We start from the raw sequence: 23,684 nt of genomic DNA, 5'->3' as shown, positions 1-23,684 counted from the left end.
AAAAAAAAAAGAAAAAAAATAAAAATTTTAAAATTCTTTCAAATATATCTTATTTAAGAAAAATTAATAAATCAAAAAATTTTTATAAATAAAAAAAATAAAAAATTGAGCTATAAAATATGAAAAAATATTTTTTACAACCAAAGGAAAAAAATCTTAAAGGAATTTATATTACACAAAAAGCATACCTAGAAATATATAAAATATTTAAAAAAAAAAAAGAAAATATTGGAATTAAAATAGATATAAAAAAATCAGGATGCGCTGGTTTTAAATACATCTTACAATATTATAAAAAAAAAACTGATAAAGAAATTTTATTTTCAAATAATGAAATATCAATTTTTTTACCAGTAAATAAAATTCATTTTTTAGATGGAATTATCATTGATTTTGTTAAAAAAAATTTTCATCAACACTTTTCTTTCTATCATGACAGCATAAAACAAAAATGTGGATGTGGAACAAGCTTTCAAATTCAAAAGTAAAAAAAATTTATTTAAAAATTATTTCCATATCAAAAGATAAAAATTCTTTTTACCTCTACTTAATAAAGTATATTTTTTAAAAAGTTTATCAGAACTTTTAAAAATATAATGAATATTTGTTTCTTTTCGATAATTAATAGAAATAGCATGAGAAGCAATTAAATTTCTAGCATGATTTTTTGAAAATGCTAATTTTGTACGAACTAAAATATCCTTTAAATTTTTTTCAGAATGTTCTAAATTCAATGTTGGAGCATTATTTTTTTTTAATTTTCGAAAAATTTTTTCATTTAAATTTTTGATGTTTCTAGAAAAAAATACTAAAGTATTATTTTTAGCAGATAAAAAATTCGATTTTCCATGCACTAAAGATGTCATTTTTTCTGCCAATATTTCTTTCGATTTAAATTTTTTTTTTTTAAAATTATCCTGAAGTTTAATTTGCTGAATTTCTTTTATACTGAGAGAAGTAAAATATTTTAAATAATTATAAACATCGGAATCTTTCACATTAATCCAAAATTGATAAAAAGCATAAGGAGAGGTTTTTTTAGAATCTAACCAAATTGTCTGCGAAGAACTTTTTCCAAATTTCTTTCCATCAGATTTTTTTAATAATGGAATTGTTAAACCAAAAACTTCCTTTTTATGTAAAATATTGGTTAAATGAATCCCAGAAGTAATATTTCCCCATTGATCCGATCCTCCTATTTGTAAAAAAACTTTATATTTTTTATACAAAATAGAAAAATCATAAGCTTGCAATAAACTATAAGAAAATTCTGTAAAAGATATACCTTGTTCACGAGAAATACGATTTTTAACAGATTCTTTATTAATCATATGATTAATAGAGAAATTTTTTCCAATATCTCGTAAAAAAAATAAAATATTTAATTTTTTAAACCAATCATAATTATTAACAATAATCGCTTTATTAGGTATATCTGAAAAATCTAAAAATAAAAAAATTTGCTTTTTAATTTTTTCAATCCATTGCAAAACATGAGAATAAGAAAATAAACTTCTTTCTTTAGATTTAAAACTCGGGTCGCCAATTAAACTTGTTGCACCGCCAATTAATACAATTGGAGTATGTCCTTGCATTTGAAATTTTTTCAAACATAACAATGGAAGAATATGTCCGATATGTAAACTATCTGCAGTAGGATCAAAACCACAATATATTGATATTTTTTTTTTTTTTAAAATCTCCTCAACTTTCTTATTATTAGTAATTTGTGATATTAATTTACGCTTTTTAAAGTAATTCAAAATATTTTTTTCTAACATGTAAAAACCTTTTAAAAAAAAATGAAAATAAATTTTTATTAAATTCTATCTATATTTAATAATTATGTTCACATAAATGATATAAAATACATTTTTCACATTGCATATTCCTTGCTTTGCAAACTTCTTTTCCATGAAATAAAAACCAACTATGAACATATTTTTGAAAATATTCCGGAACAAACTGTAATAATAATTTTTCTACTTCTCTTACATTTTTCCCATTAGCAAAAAAAGTACGATTACATACTCTATATACATGAGTATCTACTGCAATTTTATTTTTTTTAAAAATAATATTCAATATAACATTAGCTGTTTTTCTTCCAACTCCAGGAAATGATTCCAATTCTTTTCTATTATTTGGTATTGATCCATTATATTTTTCTACTAAAATTTCAGATATTCTAATGATATTTTTAGTTTTTTTTCGAAACAATCCTAATTTTTTAATTATTTTTTTAATTTTTTTTTCTCCTAACAAAATCATTTCAAGAGGAGTACTAGCAAGAGAAAAAAGATTTTTTGTAACTTTATTAACTATTTTATCTTTTGCTTGAGCAGATAATAAAACAGATATTAAACATTCAAAAGGAGAAGAAAAAATCAATTCTGTTTTTTTTTTAAAACCATATTTTTTTTTTAATAAAAATAATATCTTAAGTCTTTTTTTATTATTCATTCAAAAATTCTCATTTTTTTTAAAATATTTTCAAAAATCTAAAAAAATTTCTAAAATTTATTTAAATTATAAAAAATTCATATTAAAAAAAACAAAAAAGAAAAAAAAAAAAAAATTTTAAAAAACTCTTAAATAATATCTATAACTTATTTTTTTAAATATTTTCATAATTTAAAAAAATAAATACAAATAATTAAAATAATTTATATAAAAAACTTTCAAAATAAATCTTAAATTCATATTTTTTTTCTTATATTAATTATTTAAGAATATTTAAAACTACAGATTTTTCTAATTCTAAAAATAATATATAAAATTATTTAAAAAAATATAAAAAATATTTTAAATTAATATAAATAAATTATATTTAATATAAAAAATTTTAAAACATTAAAATGTCTATAAATTTATAAATAAAAAATATAAATTAAATATATATTATATAAAAAAATTCTCCTTGATAATTAATTTAAAATTTCTTAAAATATTTACCTATAAAAAATAATATTTTACTTTTCAAAAAAATCTTTTTAAACACGTTCGTAGCTCAGTTTGGTTAGAGCACTACTATGACATGGTAGAAGTCAGTGGTTCAAATCCACTCGAACGTATATTAATTTATTTAAAATAAATTTAATAAAAATAAAATAAAAATATCTAATTTATTTTTTAAAATTGTGATTAAAATTAATAAAAAAATTCTAAAATATAAAAAATTTTTATTAGCGTATAGTGGTGGAATCGATTCTACTGTTTTACTATATAAACTATTAAAATATAAAAAAAAAAAGAAAATATCAATACGTGCAATTCATATTAATCATCAAATACACCCAAAATCAAAATTATGGAGTGAACATTGTAAAAAAATTTGCAAAAAAAATAATGTTCCTATCATTATAAAAAAAATATCTATTAAAAAAAAAAATATTGAATCTAATGCAAGAAAAAAAAGATATAAAATTTTTCAAAAAAATTTACTTCCTCAAGAAATTTTATTAACAGGACATAATTTAGATGATCAATGTGAAACGTTATTATTGTCTATAAAAAGAGGAAGTGGTTTGAAAGGGTTATCTGGAATTTCTTATAAAAAAAAAATTTTTAAAAATTATTTATTTAGACCTCTACTAAAAGTTTCTAGAAAAAAAATTGAAAAATGGGCTATATCTCAAAATCTTCAATGGATAGAAGACACAAGTAATTATGATATATCATATGATAGAAATTTTTTAAGACATAAAATCATACCTCAAATCAATCAAAGATGGAAATTTTTTAAAAAAAATTGTTTAAAAGTATCTCAAATAATATATAAAGAATATCAATTATTAAATAAATTTATATCATCAATTTTTAAAAAAAATTTATATCAAAAAAATATTTTAAACATAAAAAAAATACAAAATATGAATCCTAATATTCAATATTTTATTCTTAAAAAATGGATTTATCTTAATATTAAAAAAAATCTATCCTACAGTTTTTTAACAGAAATTATCAAAAATATATTACATAAAAAAAAAAAAAATCCTCGAATAAAATTAAAAAAATATGAAATTTGGAATTATAATGAACATTTATATTTAATTAAAAAAACACCAAAAATGAAAGATTTTATTATATTTTGGCATTATCCTTATAATAAATTAAAATTACCTAAAAAATTTGGATACTTAAAAATTAAAAATCAAAAAAATATAAAAAATTCTTCATATATTAGAGCACCAAAAAATCAACAAATGATAAAAATAAAATTTCATACAAATAAAAAAATAAAAATAAACAAAAAAAATCCAAAAACACTCAAAAAAATTTTTAATGAACTGCAGATACCGCCATGGAAAAGAAAAAAAATACCATTATTATTTTACAATAACAAGTTTATATCTGCTATTGGATTTTTTGTCACAACAAAAAAATATAATATTAATGAAAAAAAAATTTCAGTTATATGGAAAAAAAATATCTAAAAAATCTATTTAAAAAAAAAATTTTCAGAAACAGAAATTCTTTTATATAAAGCATGAAATTTAAGAATTTTATGATTTAATAAAGGATAATTTAAAGACTCAAAAGACAAATTAGTTGATAAAAAATTTTCCGAACGATAGCTTAAATCTGGAGTAATAGGTTTTAACCAAGTCATTAAAAACCGAAAAAAATTAATTCCCATCGTGCAAATCAATTGTATTTTATCATCATGTTGATCATACTTCGCTAGAGTCCATGGACTAGAATTATTTATATAATTGTTCGCAAAATTTGCATATTTAATAACAGAACGTATCACTGAAGAAAACTCTCTTTTCTGAAAAAAAAACATAATTTTTTTTGTATTTTTTAAAAACAAATGATAAAAAGTGTTTTTTAATAAAACTTTACTTAGCATATTATTAAAATATTTATTAATAAATCCTGAACACCTTGATGCTAAATTAACAATTTTATTTACTATATCAGTATTAATCTTAGAAACAAAATCTTTTATATTAAAATCAATATCTTGAATTCTAGATGATAATTTAGATGCAAAATAATATCTTAAACTATCTGAATCAAAATATTTCAACCAAGTAGAAGCTTTTATAAAAATATTTTTTGATTTTGACATTTTTTTACTATTAATTGTTAAATGTCCATGAACAAAAATTCCAGTCGGTTTACGAAAATTTATTCCTTCTAATATTGCAGGCCAAAATAAACTATGAAAATAAACAATATCTTTTCCTATAAAATGATATAAATCAGTAGTATCAGAATTTTTCCAGAACTCAGAAAAACATATATCTTTTCTTTTTTTTGCTAAAACTTTTAAAGTACTAATATAACATATTGGAGCATCTATCCAGACATAAAAATATTTATTTTGATAACCAGGAATTTTAAAACCAAAATATGGAGAATCTCTTGAGATATCCCATAAACGTAAACCCTTCTCAAACCACTCTTTAGATTTCTTCTCGACTTGAATATTTAAAACTCCAGATGAAATCCAATTATATAAATTTTCTTGAAAAATAGAAAGATTAAAAAAAACATGATTAGATTTTTTCAAAATTGGAATTGAATTAGATATTTCAGATTTAGGATTAATTAAATCTGCAGCTTCATAAACTGATCCACATTTTTCGCAATGATCTCCATATTGATTATCTGAAAAACATTTCGGACAAACTCCTCGAATTAATCTATCTGGAAGAAAAATATTTTTTTGAGAATCATATAATTGCAAAATTTCTTTTTCTAAAATAAAACCTTTTTTTTTTAAAAACGAAAATATCTTTGTCGTAAAATACAAATTTTCTTTAGTATTTGTATGGCTATAACAATCATATGAAATATTAAATCGTGATAAATCATATAAATGTTCATGAAAAATCTTTTTAATAAGATTATTCGGATTGATTTTCATTTTTCTAGCTTTCAACATAATCGGTGTACCATGAGTATCATCAGCACAAATGAAAATAACAAATTTATTATTCATTTTTTGATATCTTACCCATATATCAGCTTGAATATGTTCTAATAAATGTCCGATATGTATTGGTCCATTAGAATATGGCAAAGCACACGTCACTAAAATTTTTTTATTCATCATATTTTTTTATCTATAGATATTTAATATTTAATTATAATCTATAAAAATATTTTTATAAATTAAAAAAAAATACAAATTATATACTTAATTTAGTATAAATATTTTAATATATTTACTAATATAAAATATATAATAAAAATTTTTTTAAAAAATTTTTAAAAAAAATAATAAAAATATAAAATAAAAAACTTAAACAAATTAAAAATTTTACAAAATAAATTTTCATGAATATATCTAAGAAATATTAAAAAATATCTTAAAAAAATAAATTTTCATATATTTCTTCAATAAATATTAAATTCAAAAAAGAAAAAAAAAAAAGAAAAAAAATCTATATAAAAAATGAAAAAATAATAAAATAAATATATAAAATTCTTTTAAAAAAAATTTTTTTTAATAATGTACAAATTTTATGTTTATTTTATTTAAAATAATTTAAAAATAATCTTTAATTCCAAATTATTAATTTTAACAAAAATTTTATAAATATAAATTATAAAATACTATTATATTTTCTTTAAAAAAATTAAATTTACTTATCAAATAAATTTAGAATGAAAATTCTATAAAAATAAAATTTATAAATATAAATATTTTTATTTATATGAAATTTTAAATATTAGTTTTTTTATAAAAAATAACTAAAAAAATATATTATTTAAATATCTGTGAAAAGTTTCAAACAAACTAGTTATATGATACGATCAATGATATTTCAAAATTAAAAATTAATTCAAAATCTCAATAATATGAATAAAAAACTTAAAATAGCAATGCTTCCAGGAGATGGAATCGGACCTGAAGTTATGCAAGAAACATATAAAATTATTAAAATTATTAAAAAAAAATCTAATTTGAATTTAAAAATAAAAAAATATGATATTGGTGGAATCGCAATTGAAAAATGGGGAAAAGCATTACCCAAAAAAACGCTAAAAGGATGCGAAAAATCTCATGCAATATTACTTGGTTCTGTAGGAGGACCAAAATGGGAATATTTACCATCTCATCAAAGACCAGAAGTAGCTTCCTTATTAAAAATAAGAAAATATTTTAATTTATTTGCCAATTTAAGATATTCTATTTTACATCCCAAACTATATAAATTATCACCATTAAAAAAAAAAATTGCCGATAAAGGATTTGATATTTTATGTGTGCGAGAATTAACAAGCGGAATATATTTTGGACAACCTTCACTTGAAATAAAAAAAAAAAATAAACATTATGCAATAGATACAACAATTTATCACAAAAATGAAATTAAAAGAATAGCACATATAGCTTTTCAAGAAGCTTTAAAAAGAAAAAAAAAAGTCACATCTATTGATAAATCTAATGTTCTCCAAACTTCAAAATTATGGAAAAAAACTGTTAATCAAGTCTCTCAAAATTATCCTGAAGTCAATCTATCACATTTATATTTTGATAACGCAGTCATGCAAATTATAAAAAATCCACATTCATTTGATGTTATTTTATGTCCAAATCTTATTGGAGATATTATTTCAGATGAATGTGGAATTTTAACTGGATCTATAGGAATGTTATCTTCTGCGAGTTTAAATGAAAAAAAATTTGGTTTATATGAACCTGCAGGAGGAACCGCTCCTGATATACAAGGAAAGAATCTTGCTAATCCTATAGCTCAAATTCTGTCTCTTGCACTTCTCTTTAAACATACTTTTAAACTAAATACAATATCAAAAAAAATTAAATTAGCTATACAAAAAACATTACTAAAAGGATACAGAACATTAGATATTTCTAATGGAAAAAAATTTATTACGACAGATCAAATGGGAAACGAAATTATTAAATCATTGCTTGAGGAATATAATAATGAAAAAAACTTTATATCAAAAAATATATGATTCGCATTTAATACAAACAAATGATAACAATCCTATTCTATATGTTGATCTCCATTTAATTCATGAAGTCACATCTCCACAAGCATTTGATGGATTAAAAAATAAAAAAAGACATGTAAGAAGACCTGATAAAACTTTTGCAACTATGGATCATAATGTATCAACTACTAAAAAAGACATAAATGCATCAGGGAAAATGGCTAAAATTCAAATGCAAGAATTAATCAAAAACTGCAAAAATGAAAAAATACCATTGTATGATATATTTCATAAAAATCAAGGGATAGTTCATGTTATTGCCCCAGAACAAGGAATGATATTACCTGGAACCATAATAGTTTGTGGAGATTCTCATACATCAACAAACGGAGCTTTTGGAGCGTTATCTTTCGGTATTGGAACATCAGAAGTAGAACATGTTTTAGCAACACAAACAATACAACAAAATAAATTTAAAAATATGAAAATTGAAATTAATGGAACATTAAAAAAAGGAATCACAGCAAAAGATGTTATATTATACATAATTAAAAAAATTGGATCTTCAGGAGGAATTGGATACGTCATTGAATTTTGTGGACAAATAATAGAACAATTTAGCATGGAACAAAGAATGACTATATGCAATATGGCTATAGAAATGGGTGCAAAATCTGGAATAATCGCTCCTGATCAAACTACATTTAATTATTTACAAAACAAAAAATTCTCTCCTTCCGGAAAAAATTGGGATAAAGCTTTAAAAAATTGGAAAAAATTAAAATCTGATCAACACGCTTATTTTGATAAAACTTTTATTTTAGATATCTCAAATATAGCTCCACAAATAACATGGGGAACTAATCTTGACCAAATTATTTCTATTAATGAAAAAACTCCTAACATTCAAAAATATAAAGATGAAAATATAAAAAAATCACTTAAAAACTCTTTGAAATATATGGGACTTTTATCTAATTCTTCATTACAAAAAATAAAAATTGATAAAGTTTTTATTGGATCATGCACAAATTCTAGAATTGAAGATCTAAGAGAAGTAGCAAAAATTATTCAAGGAAAAAAAGTAAAGAAAAACATTCAAGCTATTATTGTTCCTGGATCTAATCAAGTAAAACTAAAAGCAGAAAAAGAAGGATTACATAAAATATTTCTAAAATCAGGATTTGAATGGAGATATTCCGGATGTTCTATGTGTTTAGGAATGAATAAAGATAGATTAAAAAATAAAGAAAGATGTGCTTCTACAAGCAATAGAAATTTTGAAGGAAGACAAGGAAGAGGAGGAAGAACACATTTAATGAGTCCATCTATGGCTGCAGCTGCGGCTATATTCGGACATTTTGTAGATGTCAGAAAATTATATATTAAGGAAATATTAAATGAAAAAATTTAAAAAACATACCGGAATTATTGCACCTCTCAATATCATAAATATTGATACTGACATTATTATACCAAAACAATTTTTAAAAAGTATCAAAAAAACTGGATTTGGAAAACATCTTTTTCATAATTGGAGATATCTAGATAATCAATCAAAAAAAATTAATAAAAATTTTATTTTAAATCAAAAAATCTATAAAAACTCTAGTATATTGATTACAGGAAGAAATTTTGGATGTGGTTCATCGCGTGAACACGCAGTCTGGGCTTTAATGGATTACGGTTTTAAAACAATTATTTCATCAAAATTTTCAGATATTTTTTATAATAATAGTATCAATAATAATCTTTTATTAATTCAACTTCCTGAAAAAAAAATCCAAGCAATTTTTTTGATCATTGAAAAAAATAAAAAAACACAATGCACTATTAATTTATTAAAAAATAAAATTTATATAAAAAAAAAAAAATACAAATTTTCAATTGAAAAATTTTATAAATTTAAACTAATTCATGGATTAGACAAAATTGATTTAACATTACAGAAAATTCAAAATATCATAGATTATGAAAAAAAAAACACACCGCAATACTTAGAAAATCGAAAATTGTTCTCTTAAGAAATAACAAATTTTAAAAAATACCAAATACTTAAACAAATGTAATTTAAAAAAAATCATATTAAATAACATTTTATATAAGAAAAATCAATGAAAGAAAAAATTATTATTTTTGATACTACTTTACGTGATGGAGAACAATCTCTACAAATTAGTTTAAATGAAAAAGAAAAAGTAAAAATTGCTTTAGCTTTAGAAAAAATGAATATTGACATTATAGAAGCAGGATTCCCTATATCTTCACCTGGAGATTTTAAATCTGTTAAAAGTATTTGTAAAAATATAAAAAAAAGTACTATATGTAGTTTAGCAAGATGTGTAGAAAAAGATATAAAAATTGCAGCAAAAGCTATGTCTGAATTAAAAAATTTTCGTATTCATTTATTTTTAGGAACTTCAAAACTACATATAGAATCTAAACTGAAAAAAAATTTTGAAGAAATACACCAAATGGCATTAAAATCTATTAAAATAGCTAAAAAATATACAGATGATATAGAATTTTCCTGTGAAGATGCTGGACGTACATCAATTGATAACTTATGTAAAATTGTCGAATCTCTGATAAAAAATGGAGTTAAAACAATAAATATCCCAGATACAGTAGGATATACAATTCCAAATGAATTTAGTAAAATAATAAAAAATTTATATCAACGTGTTCCAAATATCGATCAAGCAATTATTTCTGTGCATTGTCATAATGACTTAGGAATGGCTGTTGGAAATTCTATTTCTGCTATACAATCTGGTGCAAGACAAATTGAAGGAACAATTACAGGAATTGGAGAAAGAGCCGGAAATACAGCTTTAGAAGAAATAATTATGGCAATTAAAACAAGAAAAAAATTATTGAACTTTTATACAAATATCAAACATAAAAAAATATATCATACAAGTAAAATAATTAGCAAAATATGTAAAATATCTATACCAATTAATAAAGCCATTATAGGAAAGAATGCATTTGCGCATTCTTCTGGAATTCATCAAGATGGTATAATAAAAAATAGAAAAAATTATGAAATTATGTCGCCAAAAGATATAGGATTAAAAGAAGTAAAATTTAATTTAACTTCACGTTCTGGAAGAGCAGCAGTAAAACAAAGAATGCAAGAAATGGGATATACAGAAAAAGATTACAATTTAAAAAAATTATACAAGAAATTTCTAAAATTAGCAGATAAAAAAGGTCAAATTTTTGATTATGATTTAGAAACATTAGCTTTTATGAAAAATAAAAAACAAAAAAAGAAAAATTTTATATTAAAAAATTTAAAAATTATTACAGAAATATATGGAGAAACAAAAATTTTTATAAATTTATTATGTGGAAAAAAAACAAAAAATTGTATCATTAAAACAAAAAATGAAATCATAGAAGGAATTTATCAAGGATTAAATAAAATTACAAAAATTCATACATTTCTTAAATGTTTTCAAATACACTCTAAAATTCAAGGAAAAAATATTTTAGGAAAAGTAAATATTGTAACAATATATAAAAATAAAAAATTTTATTCAACAAAAATAGAAAAAAATATTATAAAAGCTTCTATTACAGCTATGCTTGATATATTTAATAATATTTGGAAATTTAATCAAATAAAAAAAATTAAAAAATAAAAAAAAACTTTCAAAGAAAAAAATATCAAAAACCTTCTTAGATAAATTATAATATACATTTTTCTAAGAGGGTTTTTACCTCAAAAAATAAAAAATTCTTATTACAAAATAAAAAAATAAATTTAAATAACAATCTTTTAATAAATAATCTTTTATTTATTTTAACCAATTAGTATGAAAGATTCCATTTTTATCAATTCTTTCATATGTATGTGCTCCAAAATAATCTCTCTGAGCTTGTATTAAATTTGCTGGAAGTTGAGAAGATCGATAAGAATCATAATATGAAATTGCAGATGAAAAAGCTGGAACAGGAATTCCATGAAGAATAGCATGAGAAACAATTTTTCTCAAAGAATTTTGATATACATTGGAAATTTTTTTAAAATAAGACGTTAATAATAAATTTTTTAAATTATTATTTTTTTTATATGTTTTTATAATTTCCTTTAAAAAATCTGCTCTGATAATACAACCAGCACGAAAAATTTTTGCAATATTAGAATAATTTAAATTCCATTTATATAATTTAGATGCTTTACTTAATTGAGAAAAACCTTGAGCGTATGAAATAATTTTACCTAAATATAAAGAACGTCTCATATTTTCAATAAATTTTTTTTTATCTTTTACAAGAATATCATTTTTCGGCCCTATTAAAATTTTAGAGGCTATTATTCTTTGAGATCTTAATGAAGATAAATATCTAAAAAAAACAGACTGAGTAATTAAAGACAAAGGCTCATTTAAATCTAAAGCACTTTTGCTCATCCATTTTCCAGTTCCCTTATTACTTGCAGAATCTAAAATCACATCAAGAATATATTCTCCATGATCATCTTTTTTTAAAAAAATATTTTTTGTAATTTCTATTAAATAACTTTTTAATTCTCCTTGATTCCATTCTGAAAAAATCTGATAAAGATCATGATTATTTAACATTAAAGATTTTTTTAAAATAAAATATGCTTCAGAAATTAATTGCATATCTCCATATTCAATACCATTATGTATCATTTTTACATAATGTCCTGATCCATCAGATCCAATATAATTTACACAAGGAGTTCCATTTTTTGTTTTTGCAGAAATTTTTTTAAATAAAGATTTGACTTGTAAATAAGCTTTTTTATGTCCTCCAGGCATAATTGCAGGACCATTTAATGCACCTTCTTCTCCCCCAGATATCCCAGCTCCTAAAAAATTTATTTTTTTTTTTGATAAATAAATACTTCTTTTTATTGTATCTTTAAAAAAACTATTACCTCCATCAATTAAAATATCTTCTTTATCTAAATACGGCAAAAGAGAATGAATCGTCATATCTGTTGCTTTTCCTGATTGTACCATTAATAATATAACACGCGGTTTTTTTAATGATAAGATAAAATCTTTAATTTCAAAAAAAGGATAAATTTTTTTATTTTGATTGTTGTAAATAACATTTGTAGTTTTTTCTGCGGATCTATTAAAAATAGATACAGTATAATTTTTACTTTCAATATTCAACGCTAAATTTCTTCCCATAACAGCCATTCCAATAACACCAATTTCATTTAAAGACATTACTTTTTACCTCTCTCCCTTCTCTTAATTTTCAAAAAAAAATATCAAATTCAAAAATTAAAATATTTTATAAAAATATAAAAAAATTAATAATTTTTTATCAAGAATTTCTTTTTTTAAGTGTAGAAATAACATCTGAAAATTTTAAATTTTGATAATGCAATAAAACTAATAAATGATAAAATAAATCAGAAGATTCACTAATAATATCTTTTTTATTTTTACACATGGATGCAATAACTAATTCTACTGCTTCTTCACCAACTTTTTGTGAAATTCTATCAATTCCTTGCTTATATAAAGAATAAGTATAAGATTGACTACATTTTTTCTTCTTTCTATTTTCTATAATCTTTTCCAATTTAGAAATAAAAGAAACATTTTTTTTTGCTTTCTTAAAACAACTTTTTCTATTTAAATGACATGTATTTCCTACAGGATTCACTAAAGCTAATAATGCATCTTTATCACAATCTTCAATAATATCTACTACATTTAAATAATTTTTAGATTGTTCTCCTTTAGTCCATAAACGATTCTTTGTACGAGAAAAAAAAGTTAAACGTTTACTATTAAATGTTTCTAAAATAGCTTTTTTATTCATATATCCATGCATTAAAATTTCATTAGAAAAAAAATCTTGAGCAATAACAGGAATTAATCCATTAACTTTTTTCCAATTTAAATTTAACATTTCATTCATAGTTAACATATTCTAATCTCTATATTTTTTTTTGACAAAAAATTCTTTAATTTATGAATATTAACAATATTATCATGAAAAACAGAAGCGGCTAAAGCTCCATCGACATCTGAAAATTGGAAAACATCATAAAAATGATTCATATTCCCTGCACCTCCGGAAGCAATTAATGGAATTTTACATATTTTTCTTACTTCTCGTAACTGCTTAATATCATATCCTTTTTTTACTCCATCTTGATTCATAGCATTTAAAACAATTTCTCCAGCTCCTAAATTTTGTACTTTTTCTATCCATTCAAAAGTTTCAATCTCTATTTTTCTTTCTAATCTTTCATCTCCAGTATATTGATGAATGAAATATGTATTTTCTTTTTTATAATAAAAAGAATCAATTCCAACAACAACAGCTTGAGATCCGAATTTTTCAGCAATAGAACTAATTAAATAAGGATTTTTAATTGCATGAGAATTAATAGAAATTTTATCTGCACCAAAATATAAAATATTTTTCGCATCATGAAAATCTTTAATTCCTCCAGCTACACAAAACGGAATATTAATAATTTCAGAAATCATTGATATCCAATTTTTATTAACAACTGTATTTTTTACAGATGCAGAAATATCATAAAAAACTAATTCATCTGCACCTTCTTGAATATATCTTTTAACTAAAGATAAAATATTTCCAATAACTCTATGATTCTTAAATTGTATACCTTTTACAACTAAACCATTTTTAACATCTAAACATGGAATAATTCTTTTCGCTAACATTCCAAACCTCAAAATAAATTTAAAAAAATTTTTATTAAAAATTTATTTAAATTAAGTTTTTTGATATTTCAAAAAAAAAAAAGTAAAAAAAATAATTATTTCTTTAAACATTGAATAGCTTCAAAAAAAGTAAATTTCTTTTCTAAAAACGCTTTTCCTATAATTATATTTTTTACTCCTGTTTTCTTTAAATTGATAATATCATTAATCGAACTAACTCCACCAGAAGCTTGAAAATAAATAGAAGGATATTTTTTTATCAATTCAGAATATAATAATAAATTAGGTCCATTTAAAGTTCCGTCTTGTGAAACATCTGTACATAAAATGTATTTAATATTATTTTCTAAAAAATCATCAATAATATCTTCTATACAAATTCCAGTATAATTTCTCCATCCTGCAACCACAACTTCCTTAAAAGAATTTTTTATTTTAATATCTAAAGCTAAAACAATTCTCTCTTGTCCATATCTTTCAATCCAATTTTTTACTACATTTTTTTTTTTAAAAATAATTGAGCTCAAAACAACTCTTTTAGCACCTAAAAAAAATAATTTTTCTATATCTTTTTCTGTTCTAATCCCTCCTCCAACTTGAAAGTTTATATTTTTATTTTTTAAAATATCTTGAAGTAAATGCAATTGTTTTCTCTTAGGATCTCTCGCACCATCTAAATCTACAATATGCAAATTCTTTATATTATTTTTAATACAATTTTCAATATATAAAAAATAACTTTCTTGATACTGAGTTTTTTTTAAATAATTTCCTTTATATAAACGAACAATTTTCCCTTGAATAAAATCTAAAGATGGAATAATCATAATATTTTAATCTCTAAAAAATTTTTTAATAAAAGCATTCCAGAAAATCCCGATTTTTCAGGATGAAATTGTACACCAAAAAAATTTTTATATTGTACAGCAGAACTAAAAAATTTCTCATAAAATGTTTTTGAAATAGTCATAACATTAATATCTGCTGCATAACTATGAATAAAATAAAACCACTCTCCACTAGAAATATTTTTAAATAAAGGATTCTCTTGCTTAAAATAAACTTTATTCCAACCAATATGAGGAAGAGAAGATCGAATAGTATGTAATTTATAAATATTATTTTTATTAAAAATATTTAACATACGAATATTTTCACTTTCTTCACTATAACAAAAAAATAATTGCATACCTAAACATATTCCTAAGATAGGTCTTTCATATTTTTGAATAATATTAACAATTTTTTTCTTTTCTAAATATTTCATAACAAACTCTGGTGTTCCTAAACCAGGTAAAATTAATTTTTTTGCATTCCGAATAACATTTGGTTCAAAACTAATAATAGGATTATATCCTAATCTTTTAATCGCCCAATAAATAGATGACAAATTTGAAAAACCTGTATTAATAATTACAATATTCATTACAAAATTCCCTTAGAACTAGGTATTAATATTCCCTTTCTTTGTATCGCTTGTCCTAAAGCTTTTCCAAAAGATTTAAATAAACTTTCTGCACAATGATGATCATTTTCTCCTTTAGCTTTTAAATGTAAAGTAATTTTCATAGAATATGCTAAAGAATAAAAAAAATGACAAATCATATCTGTACTTAAATCTCCTATTTTTTGATATTTAAAATTTGTTTTAAAATATAAAAATGGTCGATTAGAAATATCTAAAATACAAGATGCGACGCTCTCATCCATTGGAAGAACAAAACCATACCTATTAATTCCAGATTTTTTATGTAAACATTGAAATAAACATTCACCTAATGCTATTCCAGTATCTTCTACAATATGATGATCATCAATTTCTAGATCTCCTTGAACTTTAATAAATATAGAAATTTTTGCATGCACTGCAATTTGTTCCAGCATATGATTAAAAAAAAATACTCCCGTATCAAAAAAATTTTTTTGTGAATTATCTAAATTAATTTTAACCAAAATCTTTGTTTCGTTAGTTTGTTTTAATATTTTAAAAATTCGATCTTTATATTTTATTTTTTTATAAATATTATTCCAATTTAATTTCTCACGAGAATACAATAATCCAGTGATTCCAAGATTTTTAGCACAATTAATATCAGACTCCCTATCTCCTATAAAAAAACATTTTTTCTTTGAAATATTTTTATTTAAAAAAATCCATCTTTTTATTAAACCTAAATTTGGTTTTCGACATTTACATTTTTCATCTATGGTATGAGGACAAATCAGTATGTCATCAAAAGAAATTCCTTGAGAAAAAAATATTGAAAGCATTAAATTATGACATAAATAAAAATCATATAAACAAAAATCTTGATTTCCTAAACCATCTTGGTTAGAAACAATTATAAATTTGTAATTCATTTTTTTAAATTTAGAAAGAACAGAAATAACACTAGGTTCAAATTCTAATTTTTCTATTTTATCAACTTTATAATCATCCTGAGGTTCTCGAATCAAAGTACCATCTCTATCAAGAAATAAAATTTTTTTACTCATTAAATTTTCTCTTTATTTTTAAAAAAATTATTTTTCAATTTTCTTTAAAAAATTGCTTAAATATAAACATTCTTCATATGTTCCAATAGATATTCGAATACAATTTTTTAAAAAAATTTTCAAATTTTGATCTCTCGTAATAATTCCATATTTTGATAACATATAAAAAAAATTTTTTGAAGAAGAAAACCTAATTAATATAAAATTCGTTTGACTAGAATAAATTTTTTTAATATATGAAATTTTTTTTAATTGATTTATTAAAAATTTTTTATTCTCCATTATTCTGAAAATATGGTTTTTTAAAATTAAAAGATTTTTTTTCTTTAATGAATATGATGCGATTTTTAAAATAGGCGTACCTAGTGGATAAGGAGCAATAATTTTATTAATAATATTAATGATATTCTTATTCGCAATAATAAATCCGCATCTAATACTTGCTAAACCAAAAGCTTTAGATAAAGTTCGTAATACAATTAAATTAGAAAAACGCTGGATTAAAGCAACAGAAGTTTCTTCTAAACAAAAATCTATATATGCTTCATCAATTACAACTAAACATTTGTTTCTAGAAAACTCTAAAATCTCTATAATATCTTTAGAAAAAATTGTATTTCCAGTCGGATTATTTGGATTGCAAATATAAAGTATTTTTACTTGATCAAGTTTTTTTTTTATTTCTTTTTTATTTAATTGAAAATTTTTTAATTGAAACACAGAAATACTTTTTACACCTAATATATCTGCATAAATCTTATACATATCATAAGTAGGAGGAAAAAACATAATTCGATCTTTTCTAGGTTCACAAAAAGCTTTAATAATTAATTCAATTGCTTCATCTGAACCTCTTGTAGCTAAAATATTCTGATAAGAAACATTTGCATATAAAGAATACTGATATATCACATGTTGATATTCTTCATCCGGATATCTATTTAAATTTTTAAAAGAAAACTTTTTATTATTTATAAAAGGAGATTCATTAGCATTTAACCAAACATCTCCTAAACCTCCGATTTTCCTTGCAGATTGATAAGGAACTAATTTTTTTATATTTTTGCGAACAAATTTATTCAACTCAATCATTATATTTGTTCCTTCAAAAAAGATAATCTTATATCTACAGCATTTTTATGTGCTAACATTTTTTCTTCTAAAGATAATTTCTGCAAAGTTTGAGATAAATTTAAAAATCCTTTTTTTGTTAATTCTTGCACACTAATTTTTTTAGAAAAATCAGACACACTAATACCTGAACAACTTTTAGAAAATCCATATGTAGGTAAAACATGATTAGTTCCAGACGCATAATCTCCAGCTGTTTCTGGAGACCAAGGACCTAAAAAAACTGATCCTGCATTAACAATGTCTTTTAATATTTCACGATAATTTTTTGTGTGAATTATTAAATGTTCTGGTGCATATTTATTAGAAATATTTACACATTCATTTAAAGTCTTTGTAACAATAATATAACTTTTTTTTAAAGATTGAATAATCATAGAAAGATTATCATATTTTTTTTTATTTAAATAAATTTCTATTTTTTCTTTTACATGAAGAGCTAAACTTTGAGAATTTGTTACTAAAAAAACCTGAGAGTTTTTTCCATGTTCTGTTTGCGATAATAAATCTGCTACTATAAAATCACTGTTAGCAAAAGAATCAGCGATCACTAATAATTCCGAAGGGCCTGCTAACATATCTATAGAAACAGTATTAAAAAAAGAACTTACTTGTCTTTTAGCTTCAGTAACATACTCATTTCCAGGACCAAATATTTTATTAACTTTATTTACACTTTCTGTTCCAAAAGCTAATGCAGATATTGCTTGCGCTCCACCAATTTGATATACATCATATATTTTAAATATTTTTGCAATATATAATATTTTTTTTGAAATAGGAGGAGGAGAACAAATAGAAATATTTTTACAGCCAGAAATTTTTGCAGGTATTGCTAACATTAATAAAGTAGAAAATAAAGGAGATAAACCACCAGGAATATATAATCCAACAGAATCGATAGGTTTAATAATTTGTTCACATCGAATTCCAGGACAGATATTAACATTTAAATCATTTATTTTTTGTTGAGAATGAAAATTTGAAATATTTTTAATAGCATGAAAAATCGCTTTTTTAAATTTTTGATCAATAAAATTTTCTGATTGAAATATCTTTTTTTGAGAAATTTTAATTTTTTTTAAAGAAAACTTATCAAATAAAGAAGTGTAATATTTTACAGCTTTATCTTTTTTAGAAAAAACATCTGTAATAATTTTAGAAACATTTTTTTCAATATCTTTTCTTGTATTAAAAACGGATCTTTGTAGTATTCTTTCTTGGTCTACACTAGATAAGTCATTCCAAAAAATTATTTTATTTAATACCTTCATATAAAATTTATTCCATCATTTTTTCAATCGGTAAAACTAATATAGAAGTTGCACCTAATTTTTTTAAATTTTCCATAGTTTCCCAAAAAAAATTTTCTTTGCTCACCATATGCATGACAACTTTCTTTGAATTCCCAGCTAATTTCAATATAGTCGGAGTTTCTGCTCCTTTTAATAAAGAAACAACTTCATTTAACTTAGAAACAGGTGCGTGTAACATAATATATTTAGATTCTCTAGCTTTAATAACTCCTTTAATACGAGTAATTAATTTATAAATTAATTCTTTTTTAATAGAAGAAAAATTTCCTTTTCTAGATATAATTTGAGCATTAGATCTATAAATTACATGTGTTTCGCGTAAGTTGTTTTCTTCTAACGTTGCACCTGTAGACACTAAATCGCATATCATATCTGATAAACCTACTCGAGGAGCAATTTCAACTGATCCGTTCAATGTAAACGATTTAAAACAAATATTTTTTGATTCTAAATATTCTTTTAATATATATGGATAAGAAGTAGCGATAGTAAAATTTTTTAGAGAATATAAATCTTTATACACACTATCTTTAGGACAAGCTAAAGACAATCTACATAAACCAAAATCTAAATCTAGTAATAATTTATAAAAAGATTCTTGATTTTTAAATCTACGACTGAGTATTTTTTCTTTTAAAACATTTCCTCCTACAATGCCTAAATCTACTATTTTATTCATAACTAGTCCAGGAATATCATCATCTCTCACTCGAATTATATCAATTGGCATATTCTCTGAAAAAGAAATCAATTTTTTTTCTTCAAAATTTATTTTTACTCCACAATTTATAAGTAATTTTTTTGAATGATGACTCAAACGACCAGATTTTTGCATTGCTATTCTTAATCTATTACTATTTAACATTAATACAACCTTTTTTTTTTAAAAAAAAAATAAAAAAAAAATATAAAATAAAAATTTATCAAAACAAAATTTTCTTTTTTTTTATTTCTATTTTAATTAATAAAATACCAAACTTTGATTCAATTATTAAAAAAATTTTTTAATAAAAATTATTTTCTAAATATTAACAAAAAATTTTATTTAAAAAAACTAAAATATTAACTAAGAAATTTTTATTAAAAATCAATTAAAACTAAAATAGCAGCATCATATCCAAAAATTTTTGGAGATTGATGCAAAGCCATCACATTAGGATGTCGTGATAACCATAATGGAATTTGTTTTTTTAAAATATTTTTTCCATATCCATGCATAACATTTACACATTTAATTTTTTTTTGGATGCAAAAATACATTAATTTTCCTAATTCAATTTTAGCTTGAATTTGATTTAATCCATGCAAATCTAAAAAAATTTCTGGAAGATAATATCCTTTTTTTAATTTTTTTAATCTATTTACACTGCAATCATATCTAATATAATAAATGGGATCATTATGTAATTGATTTTTAAAACTCGAATAAGAAAAATAATCGCGATGTAATTTTTCATGATGTTTTTTTTTTTTACAAGATAAAAGATATATATTATCGTTAGAATGATATACCGTATCTTGTTTTATTTTCTTTATTCCATTAGAAAATTTTTTAAATATTGATTTATCTTTAGTACTTAAACAAGTTTTCTTTCTCATGATTACAAACCAAACTCAAATTTATAAAAAAAATATTATATATAAATAGAAATATATAATTATTTTATAAAAAATAAAAAGTTTTATTAAAAAAATTTTTATATAATATATTAAAGAAAAAATGTAAAAAAAAATAATTTTATATAATAATACCTTATCAAATTTATATTTTCAAATTTTCTTTGCATCCTAAAGTAATTAAAAAACTTCATTTTAAGGATTATATATGTCAGGAAATTCAATTGGAAAAATATTCGTAGTTACTACTTTTGGAGAATCACACGGGCATTCAATAGGCTGTATCATTGATGGTACTCCTCCAGGAATAAAAATTCTTCAATCTGATCTTCAGAAAGAACTAAATAGAAGAAGACCAGGAAAATCAAGATATACTACTCAAAGACAAGAACTAGATAAAGTAAAAATACTCTCGGGAGTATTTAAAAATAAAACAACTGGAACAAGTATTGGGTTAATCATTAAAAATACAGATCAAAGATCACAAGATTATGAAAATATAAAAAATTCTTTTCGTCCTGGACATGCTGATTATACTTATCAAAAAAAATATGGTATTAGAGATTATCGAGGAGGTGGACGAGCTTCTGCAAGAGAAACAGCTATGAGAGTAGCAGCAGGAGCTATTGCAAAAAAATACTTAAAAGAAAACTATAAAATTATTATTCAAGGATATTTATCTCAAATTGGAAATATAAAAATTCCTTTAAAATCCTTCAGCGAAATTGAAAAAAATGATTTCTTTTGTCCAGATAAAAAAAAAATAAAAAAAATAGATTCGCTAATTAGAAAAATTAAAAAAAATGGAGACTCTATTGGAGCAGAAATAACAACAATAGTTAAAAATGTTCCCATTGGTTTAGGAGAACCTGTATTTGATAGATTAGACGCCGAGATAGCACATGCAATAATGAGTATTAATGCAGTCAAAGGAGTAGAAATAGGAGATGGATTTTCTGTAGTACAAAAATTTGGAAGTCAACACCGTGATGAAATGAATTCTTTGGGATATCTAAGTAATAGAGACGGTGGAATTATTGGAGGTATTAGTAATGGGCAAGATATAATTGTCAAAAGTGCGTTTAAACCAACTTCCAGTATAAGAATACCAGCACACAGCATTGATATAAATAATAAACCAATTACTTTAATTACTAAAGGAAGACATGATCCATGTGTAGGAATTCGAGCTGTTCCCATTACAGAATCAATGATTGCAATTATTATTATGGATCACATACTTAGATTTAAAGCACAATGTTTAAAAAAAAAATAAATTTATAAAAAAATTTTATATTTTATCAGTGATAAAAGTGAAAATAAAAATTTTAATAAAATATTTTTTTTAATTTGTTATTTTAAATAAAATAAAATAGTCTTGCATGAAAAAAAAATATTTAATTTAAATAATTATTATATATTTTAATTAAATATATCTAAAAATTACTAATTTCTCTTAAAATTTATATTTTAAAATTATTATGGAAAAAAAAATGTTTAAAGGAAATATTGTTGCATTAATTACTCCTATGGATAAAAAAGGAAAAGTTTGTCAAAAAAGCTTAAAAAATCTTATCAAATATCATATATATAGTAAAACAAAAGCAATAGTCTCTCTAGGAACAACAGGAGAATCTTCTACTTTTTCCAAAAAAGAACATATTAATTTAGTATTATCAACTATAAAATTATCAAAAAAAAAAATTCCAATAATCGCAGGAACAGGAGCGAATTCAACTAAAGAAGCAGTACTTCTAACTCAAAAATTTGAAAACAGTGGAATTTCTGCATGTTTATCAGTTACTCCATATTATAATAAACCATCTCAAGAAGGATTATATCAACATTTTAAAACAATATCTGAAAATACTTATCTTCCACAAATTCTTTATAATGTACCGTCGAGAACAGGATGTGATCTTCTCCCAGAAACTATCTGCAAACTTTCTAAGCTAAAAAATATTATTGGAATTAAAGAAGCAAGTGGAAATCTTGCGAGATTAAATCAAATAAAAAATTTAGTTGATGAAAATTTTTTAATTTTTAGTGGTGATGATAGTACTGCTCTTGATTTCATGCAACTAGGAGGAAATGGAATAATTTCAGTTACTGCAAATATTGCTGCACAAGAAATGTCAAAAATATGTAAATTATCTCTATCTGGAAATTTTAAACAAGCAAGAAAAATAAATAAAAAACTAATAAAGCTACATAACATTTTATTTATTGAATCGAATCCAATACCAATCAAATGGGCTGCAAAAAAATTAGGTTTAATCAAAAATAATACATTAAGATTACCTATGACTCAACCTTCAAAAAAATTACAAAAAATTCTTTCTAAAGAATTAAAAAAAAAGAAAATTTGTTTAACTAAAAAAAATATTTTTAATGTTTTTAAAAAAAATAAAAAAAAATAAATTTTTTTCAAAAAATATAACATAACCTTAAAATTGAAATATATTTCCTCTGAAATATATTTCAATTCAAAAAAAAAAAAAAAAAA

Annotated in this window: 21 protein-coding genes and 1 tRNA gene; 9 read left to right on the top strand and 13 right to left on the bottom strand. The window is 22.0% G+C overall.

Features of this window, described 5'->3' with window-relative positions:
- Positions 1-119 precede the first annotated feature (119 nt).
- Positions 120-488: an iron-sulfur cluster assembly accessory protein gene (locus AB4W52_RS00445; protein ID WP_367675391.1), complete on the top strand. Its 369-nt coding sequence runs from the start codon at positions 120-122 to the stop codon at positions 486-488.
- A gap of 18 nt (positions 489-506) precedes the next feature.
- On the opposite strand, the gene tyrS is transcribed toward AB4W52_RS00445, so the two are convergent.
- Positions 507-1,781, bottom strand: coding sequence for a tyrosine--tRNA ligase (gene tyrS / locus AB4W52_RS00440; protein ID WP_367675390.1), 1,275 nt, complete (start codon positions 1,779-1,781; stop codon positions 507-509).
- 55 nt (positions 1,782-1,836) lie between these two features.
- A complete protein-coding gene (gene nth / locus AB4W52_RS00435) occupies positions 1,837-2,463 on the bottom strand; it encodes an endonuclease III (RefSeq protein ID WP_367675389.1) in 627 nt (208 codons plus the stop codon).
- A 536-nt stretch (positions 2,464-2,999) separates the two neighbouring features.
- Here nth and AB4W52_RS00430 point away from each other — a divergent pair.
- Positions 3,000-3,074: transfer RNA gene (locus AB4W52_RS00430), tRNA-Val, on the top strand.
- Positions 3,075-3,140: 66 nt separating this feature from the next.
- Complete coding sequence (tilS, locus tag AB4W52_RS00425) at positions 3,141-4,436, top strand: tRNA lysidine(34) synthetase TilS (RefSeq protein ID WP_367675388.1); 1,296 nt, start codon at positions 3,141-3,143, stop codon at positions 4,434-4,436.
- 5 nt (positions 4,437-4,441) lie between these two features.
- Here the strand turns inward: tilS and metG are convergent, their stop codons facing one another.
- Positions 4,442-6,067, bottom strand: a complete 1,626-nt coding sequence (gene metG / locus AB4W52_RS00420) for a methionine--tRNA ligase (protein WP_367675387.1) — start codon at positions 6,065-6,067, stop codon at positions 4,442-4,444.
- Between the two features lie 749 nt (positions 6,068-6,816).
- On the opposite strand from metG, the gene leuB reads away from it, so the two are divergent.
- From leuB to leuA, 4 genes are all read left to right on the top strand, one after another.
- Positions 6,817-7,941 (top strand): 3-isopropylmalate dehydrogenase, encoded by a 1,125-nt coding sequence (gene leuB / locus AB4W52_RS00415; protein WP_367675386.1) that lies wholly within the window; start codon positions 6,817-6,819, stop codon positions 7,939-7,941.
- Entirely contained in the window at positions 7,910-9,334 is a 1,425-nt protein-coding gene (gene leuC, locus AB4W52_RS00410) for a 3-isopropylmalate dehydratase large subunit (protein ID WP_367675385.1), read from the top strand. The genes leuB and leuC overlap by 32 nt, the downstream gene beginning before the upstream one ends.
- The gene (gene leuD, locus AB4W52_RS00405) at positions 9,321-9,944 is read left to right on the top strand and encodes a 3-isopropylmalate dehydratase small subunit (RefSeq protein WP_367675384.1); all 624 of its coding nucleotides are present in this window, start codon (positions 9,321-9,323) and stop codon (positions 9,942-9,944) included. Before leuC ends, leuD begins: the two co-directional genes overlap by 14 nt.
- 90 nt (positions 9,945-10,034) lie before the next feature.
- Entirely contained in the window at positions 10,035-11,570 is a 1,536-nt protein-coding gene (gene leuA / locus AB4W52_RS00400; RefSeq protein ID WP_367675383.1) for a 2-isopropylmalate synthase, read from the top strand.
- A 156-nt stretch (positions 11,571-11,726) separates the two neighbouring features.
- Here the strand turns inward: leuA and gndA are convergent, their stop codons facing one another.
- The 10 genes from gndA to smrB form a co-directional block, all read right to left on the bottom strand.
- A complete protein-coding gene (gene gndA / locus AB4W52_RS00395; RefSeq protein ID WP_367675382.1) occupies positions 11,727-13,136 on the bottom strand; it encodes an NADP-dependent phosphogluconate dehydrogenase in 1,410 nt (469 codons plus the stop codon).
- 100 nt (positions 13,137-13,236) lie between these two features.
- The gene (gene hisIE / locus AB4W52_RS00390; protein WP_367675381.1) at positions 13,237-13,848 is read right to left on the bottom strand and encodes a bifunctional phosphoribosyl-AMP cyclohydrolase/phosphoribosyl-ATP diphosphatase HisIE; all 612 of its coding nucleotides are present in this window, start codon (positions 13,846-13,848) and stop codon (positions 13,237-13,239) included.
- The gene (gene hisF, locus AB4W52_RS00385; protein ID WP_367675380.1) at positions 13,842-14,618 is read right to left on the bottom strand and encodes an imidazole glycerol phosphate synthase subunit HisF; all 777 of its coding nucleotides are present in this window, start codon (positions 14,616-14,618) and stop codon (positions 13,842-13,844) included. The genes hisIE and hisF overlap by 7 nt, the downstream gene beginning before the upstream one ends.
- A 95-nt stretch (positions 14,619-14,713) precedes the next feature.
- The gene (gene hisA / locus AB4W52_RS00380; RefSeq protein WP_367675379.1) at positions 14,714-15,445 is read right to left on the bottom strand and encodes a 1-(5-phosphoribosyl)-5-[(5-phosphoribosylamino)methylideneamino]imidazole-4-carboxamide isomerase; all 732 of its coding nucleotides are present in this window, start codon (positions 15,443-15,445) and stop codon (positions 14,714-14,716) included.
- On the bottom strand, positions 15,442-16,044 hold the full coding sequence (gene hisH, locus AB4W52_RS00375; protein WP_367675378.1) for an imidazole glycerol phosphate synthase subunit HisH: 603 nt from the start codon (positions 16,042-16,044) through the stop codon (positions 15,442-15,444). Before hisH ends, hisA begins: the two co-directional genes overlap by 4 nt.
- On the bottom strand, positions 16,044-17,114 hold the full coding sequence (hisB, locus tag AB4W52_RS00370) for a bifunctional histidinol-phosphatase/imidazoleglycerol-phosphate dehydratase HisB (RefSeq protein ID WP_367675377.1): 1,071 nt from the start codon (positions 17,112-17,114) through the stop codon (positions 16,044-16,046). Before hisB ends, hisH begins: the two co-directional genes overlap by 1 nt.
- 27 nt (positions 17,115-17,141) lie before the next feature.
- Positions 17,142-18,206, bottom strand: coding sequence for a histidinol-phosphate transaminase (gene hisC / locus AB4W52_RS00365; protein ID WP_367675376.1), 1,065 nt, complete (start codon positions 18,204-18,206; stop codon positions 17,142-17,144).
- On the bottom strand, positions 18,206-19,519 hold the full coding sequence (gene hisD / locus AB4W52_RS00360) for a histidinol dehydrogenase (RefSeq protein ID WP_367675375.1): 1,314 nt from the start codon (positions 19,517-19,519) through the stop codon (positions 18,206-18,208). Before hisD ends, hisC begins: the two co-directional genes overlap by 1 nt.
- 7 nt (positions 19,520-19,526) lie before the next feature.
- The gene (gene hisG / locus AB4W52_RS00355; RefSeq protein ID WP_367675374.1) at positions 19,527-20,426 is read right to left on the bottom strand and encodes an ATP phosphoribosyltransferase; all 900 of its coding nucleotides are present in this window, start codon (positions 20,424-20,426) and stop codon (positions 19,527-19,529) included.
- 215 nt (positions 20,427-20,641) lie between these two features.
- Positions 20,642-21,160 carry an endonuclease SmrB gene (smrB, locus tag AB4W52_RS00350; RefSeq protein WP_367675373.1) on the bottom strand — a complete coding sequence of 173 codons (519 nt, stop codon included), beginning with the start codon at positions 21,158-21,160 and terminating at the stop codon, positions 20,642-20,644.
- A 226-nt stretch (positions 21,161-21,386) separates the two neighbouring features.
- On the opposite strand from smrB, the gene aroC reads away from it, so the two are divergent.
- The gene (aroC, locus tag AB4W52_RS00345; RefSeq protein ID WP_367675372.1) at positions 21,387-22,454 is read left to right on the top strand and encodes a chorismate synthase; all 1,068 of its coding nucleotides are present in this window, start codon (positions 21,387-21,389) and stop codon (positions 22,452-22,454) included.
- Positions 22,455-22,671: 217 nt separating this feature from the next.
- On the top strand, positions 22,672-23,598 hold the full coding sequence (gene dapA, locus AB4W52_RS00340) for a 4-hydroxy-tetrahydrodipicolinate synthase (RefSeq protein WP_367675371.1): 927 nt from the start codon (positions 22,672-22,674) through the stop codon (positions 23,596-23,598).
- Positions 23,599-23,684 lie beyond the last annotated feature (86 nt).

It is taken from the genome of Buchnera aphidicola (Chaetosiphella stipae setosa) (assembly GCF_964059095.1).
Lineage (GTDB): Bacteria > Pseudomonadota > Gammaproteobacteria > Enterobacterales > Enterobacteriaceae > Buchnera_J > Buchnera_J aphidicola_BP.
Note: the sequence above shows the minus strand (reverse complement) of the source record. Positions and strands in the feature narration are given on the sequence as shown.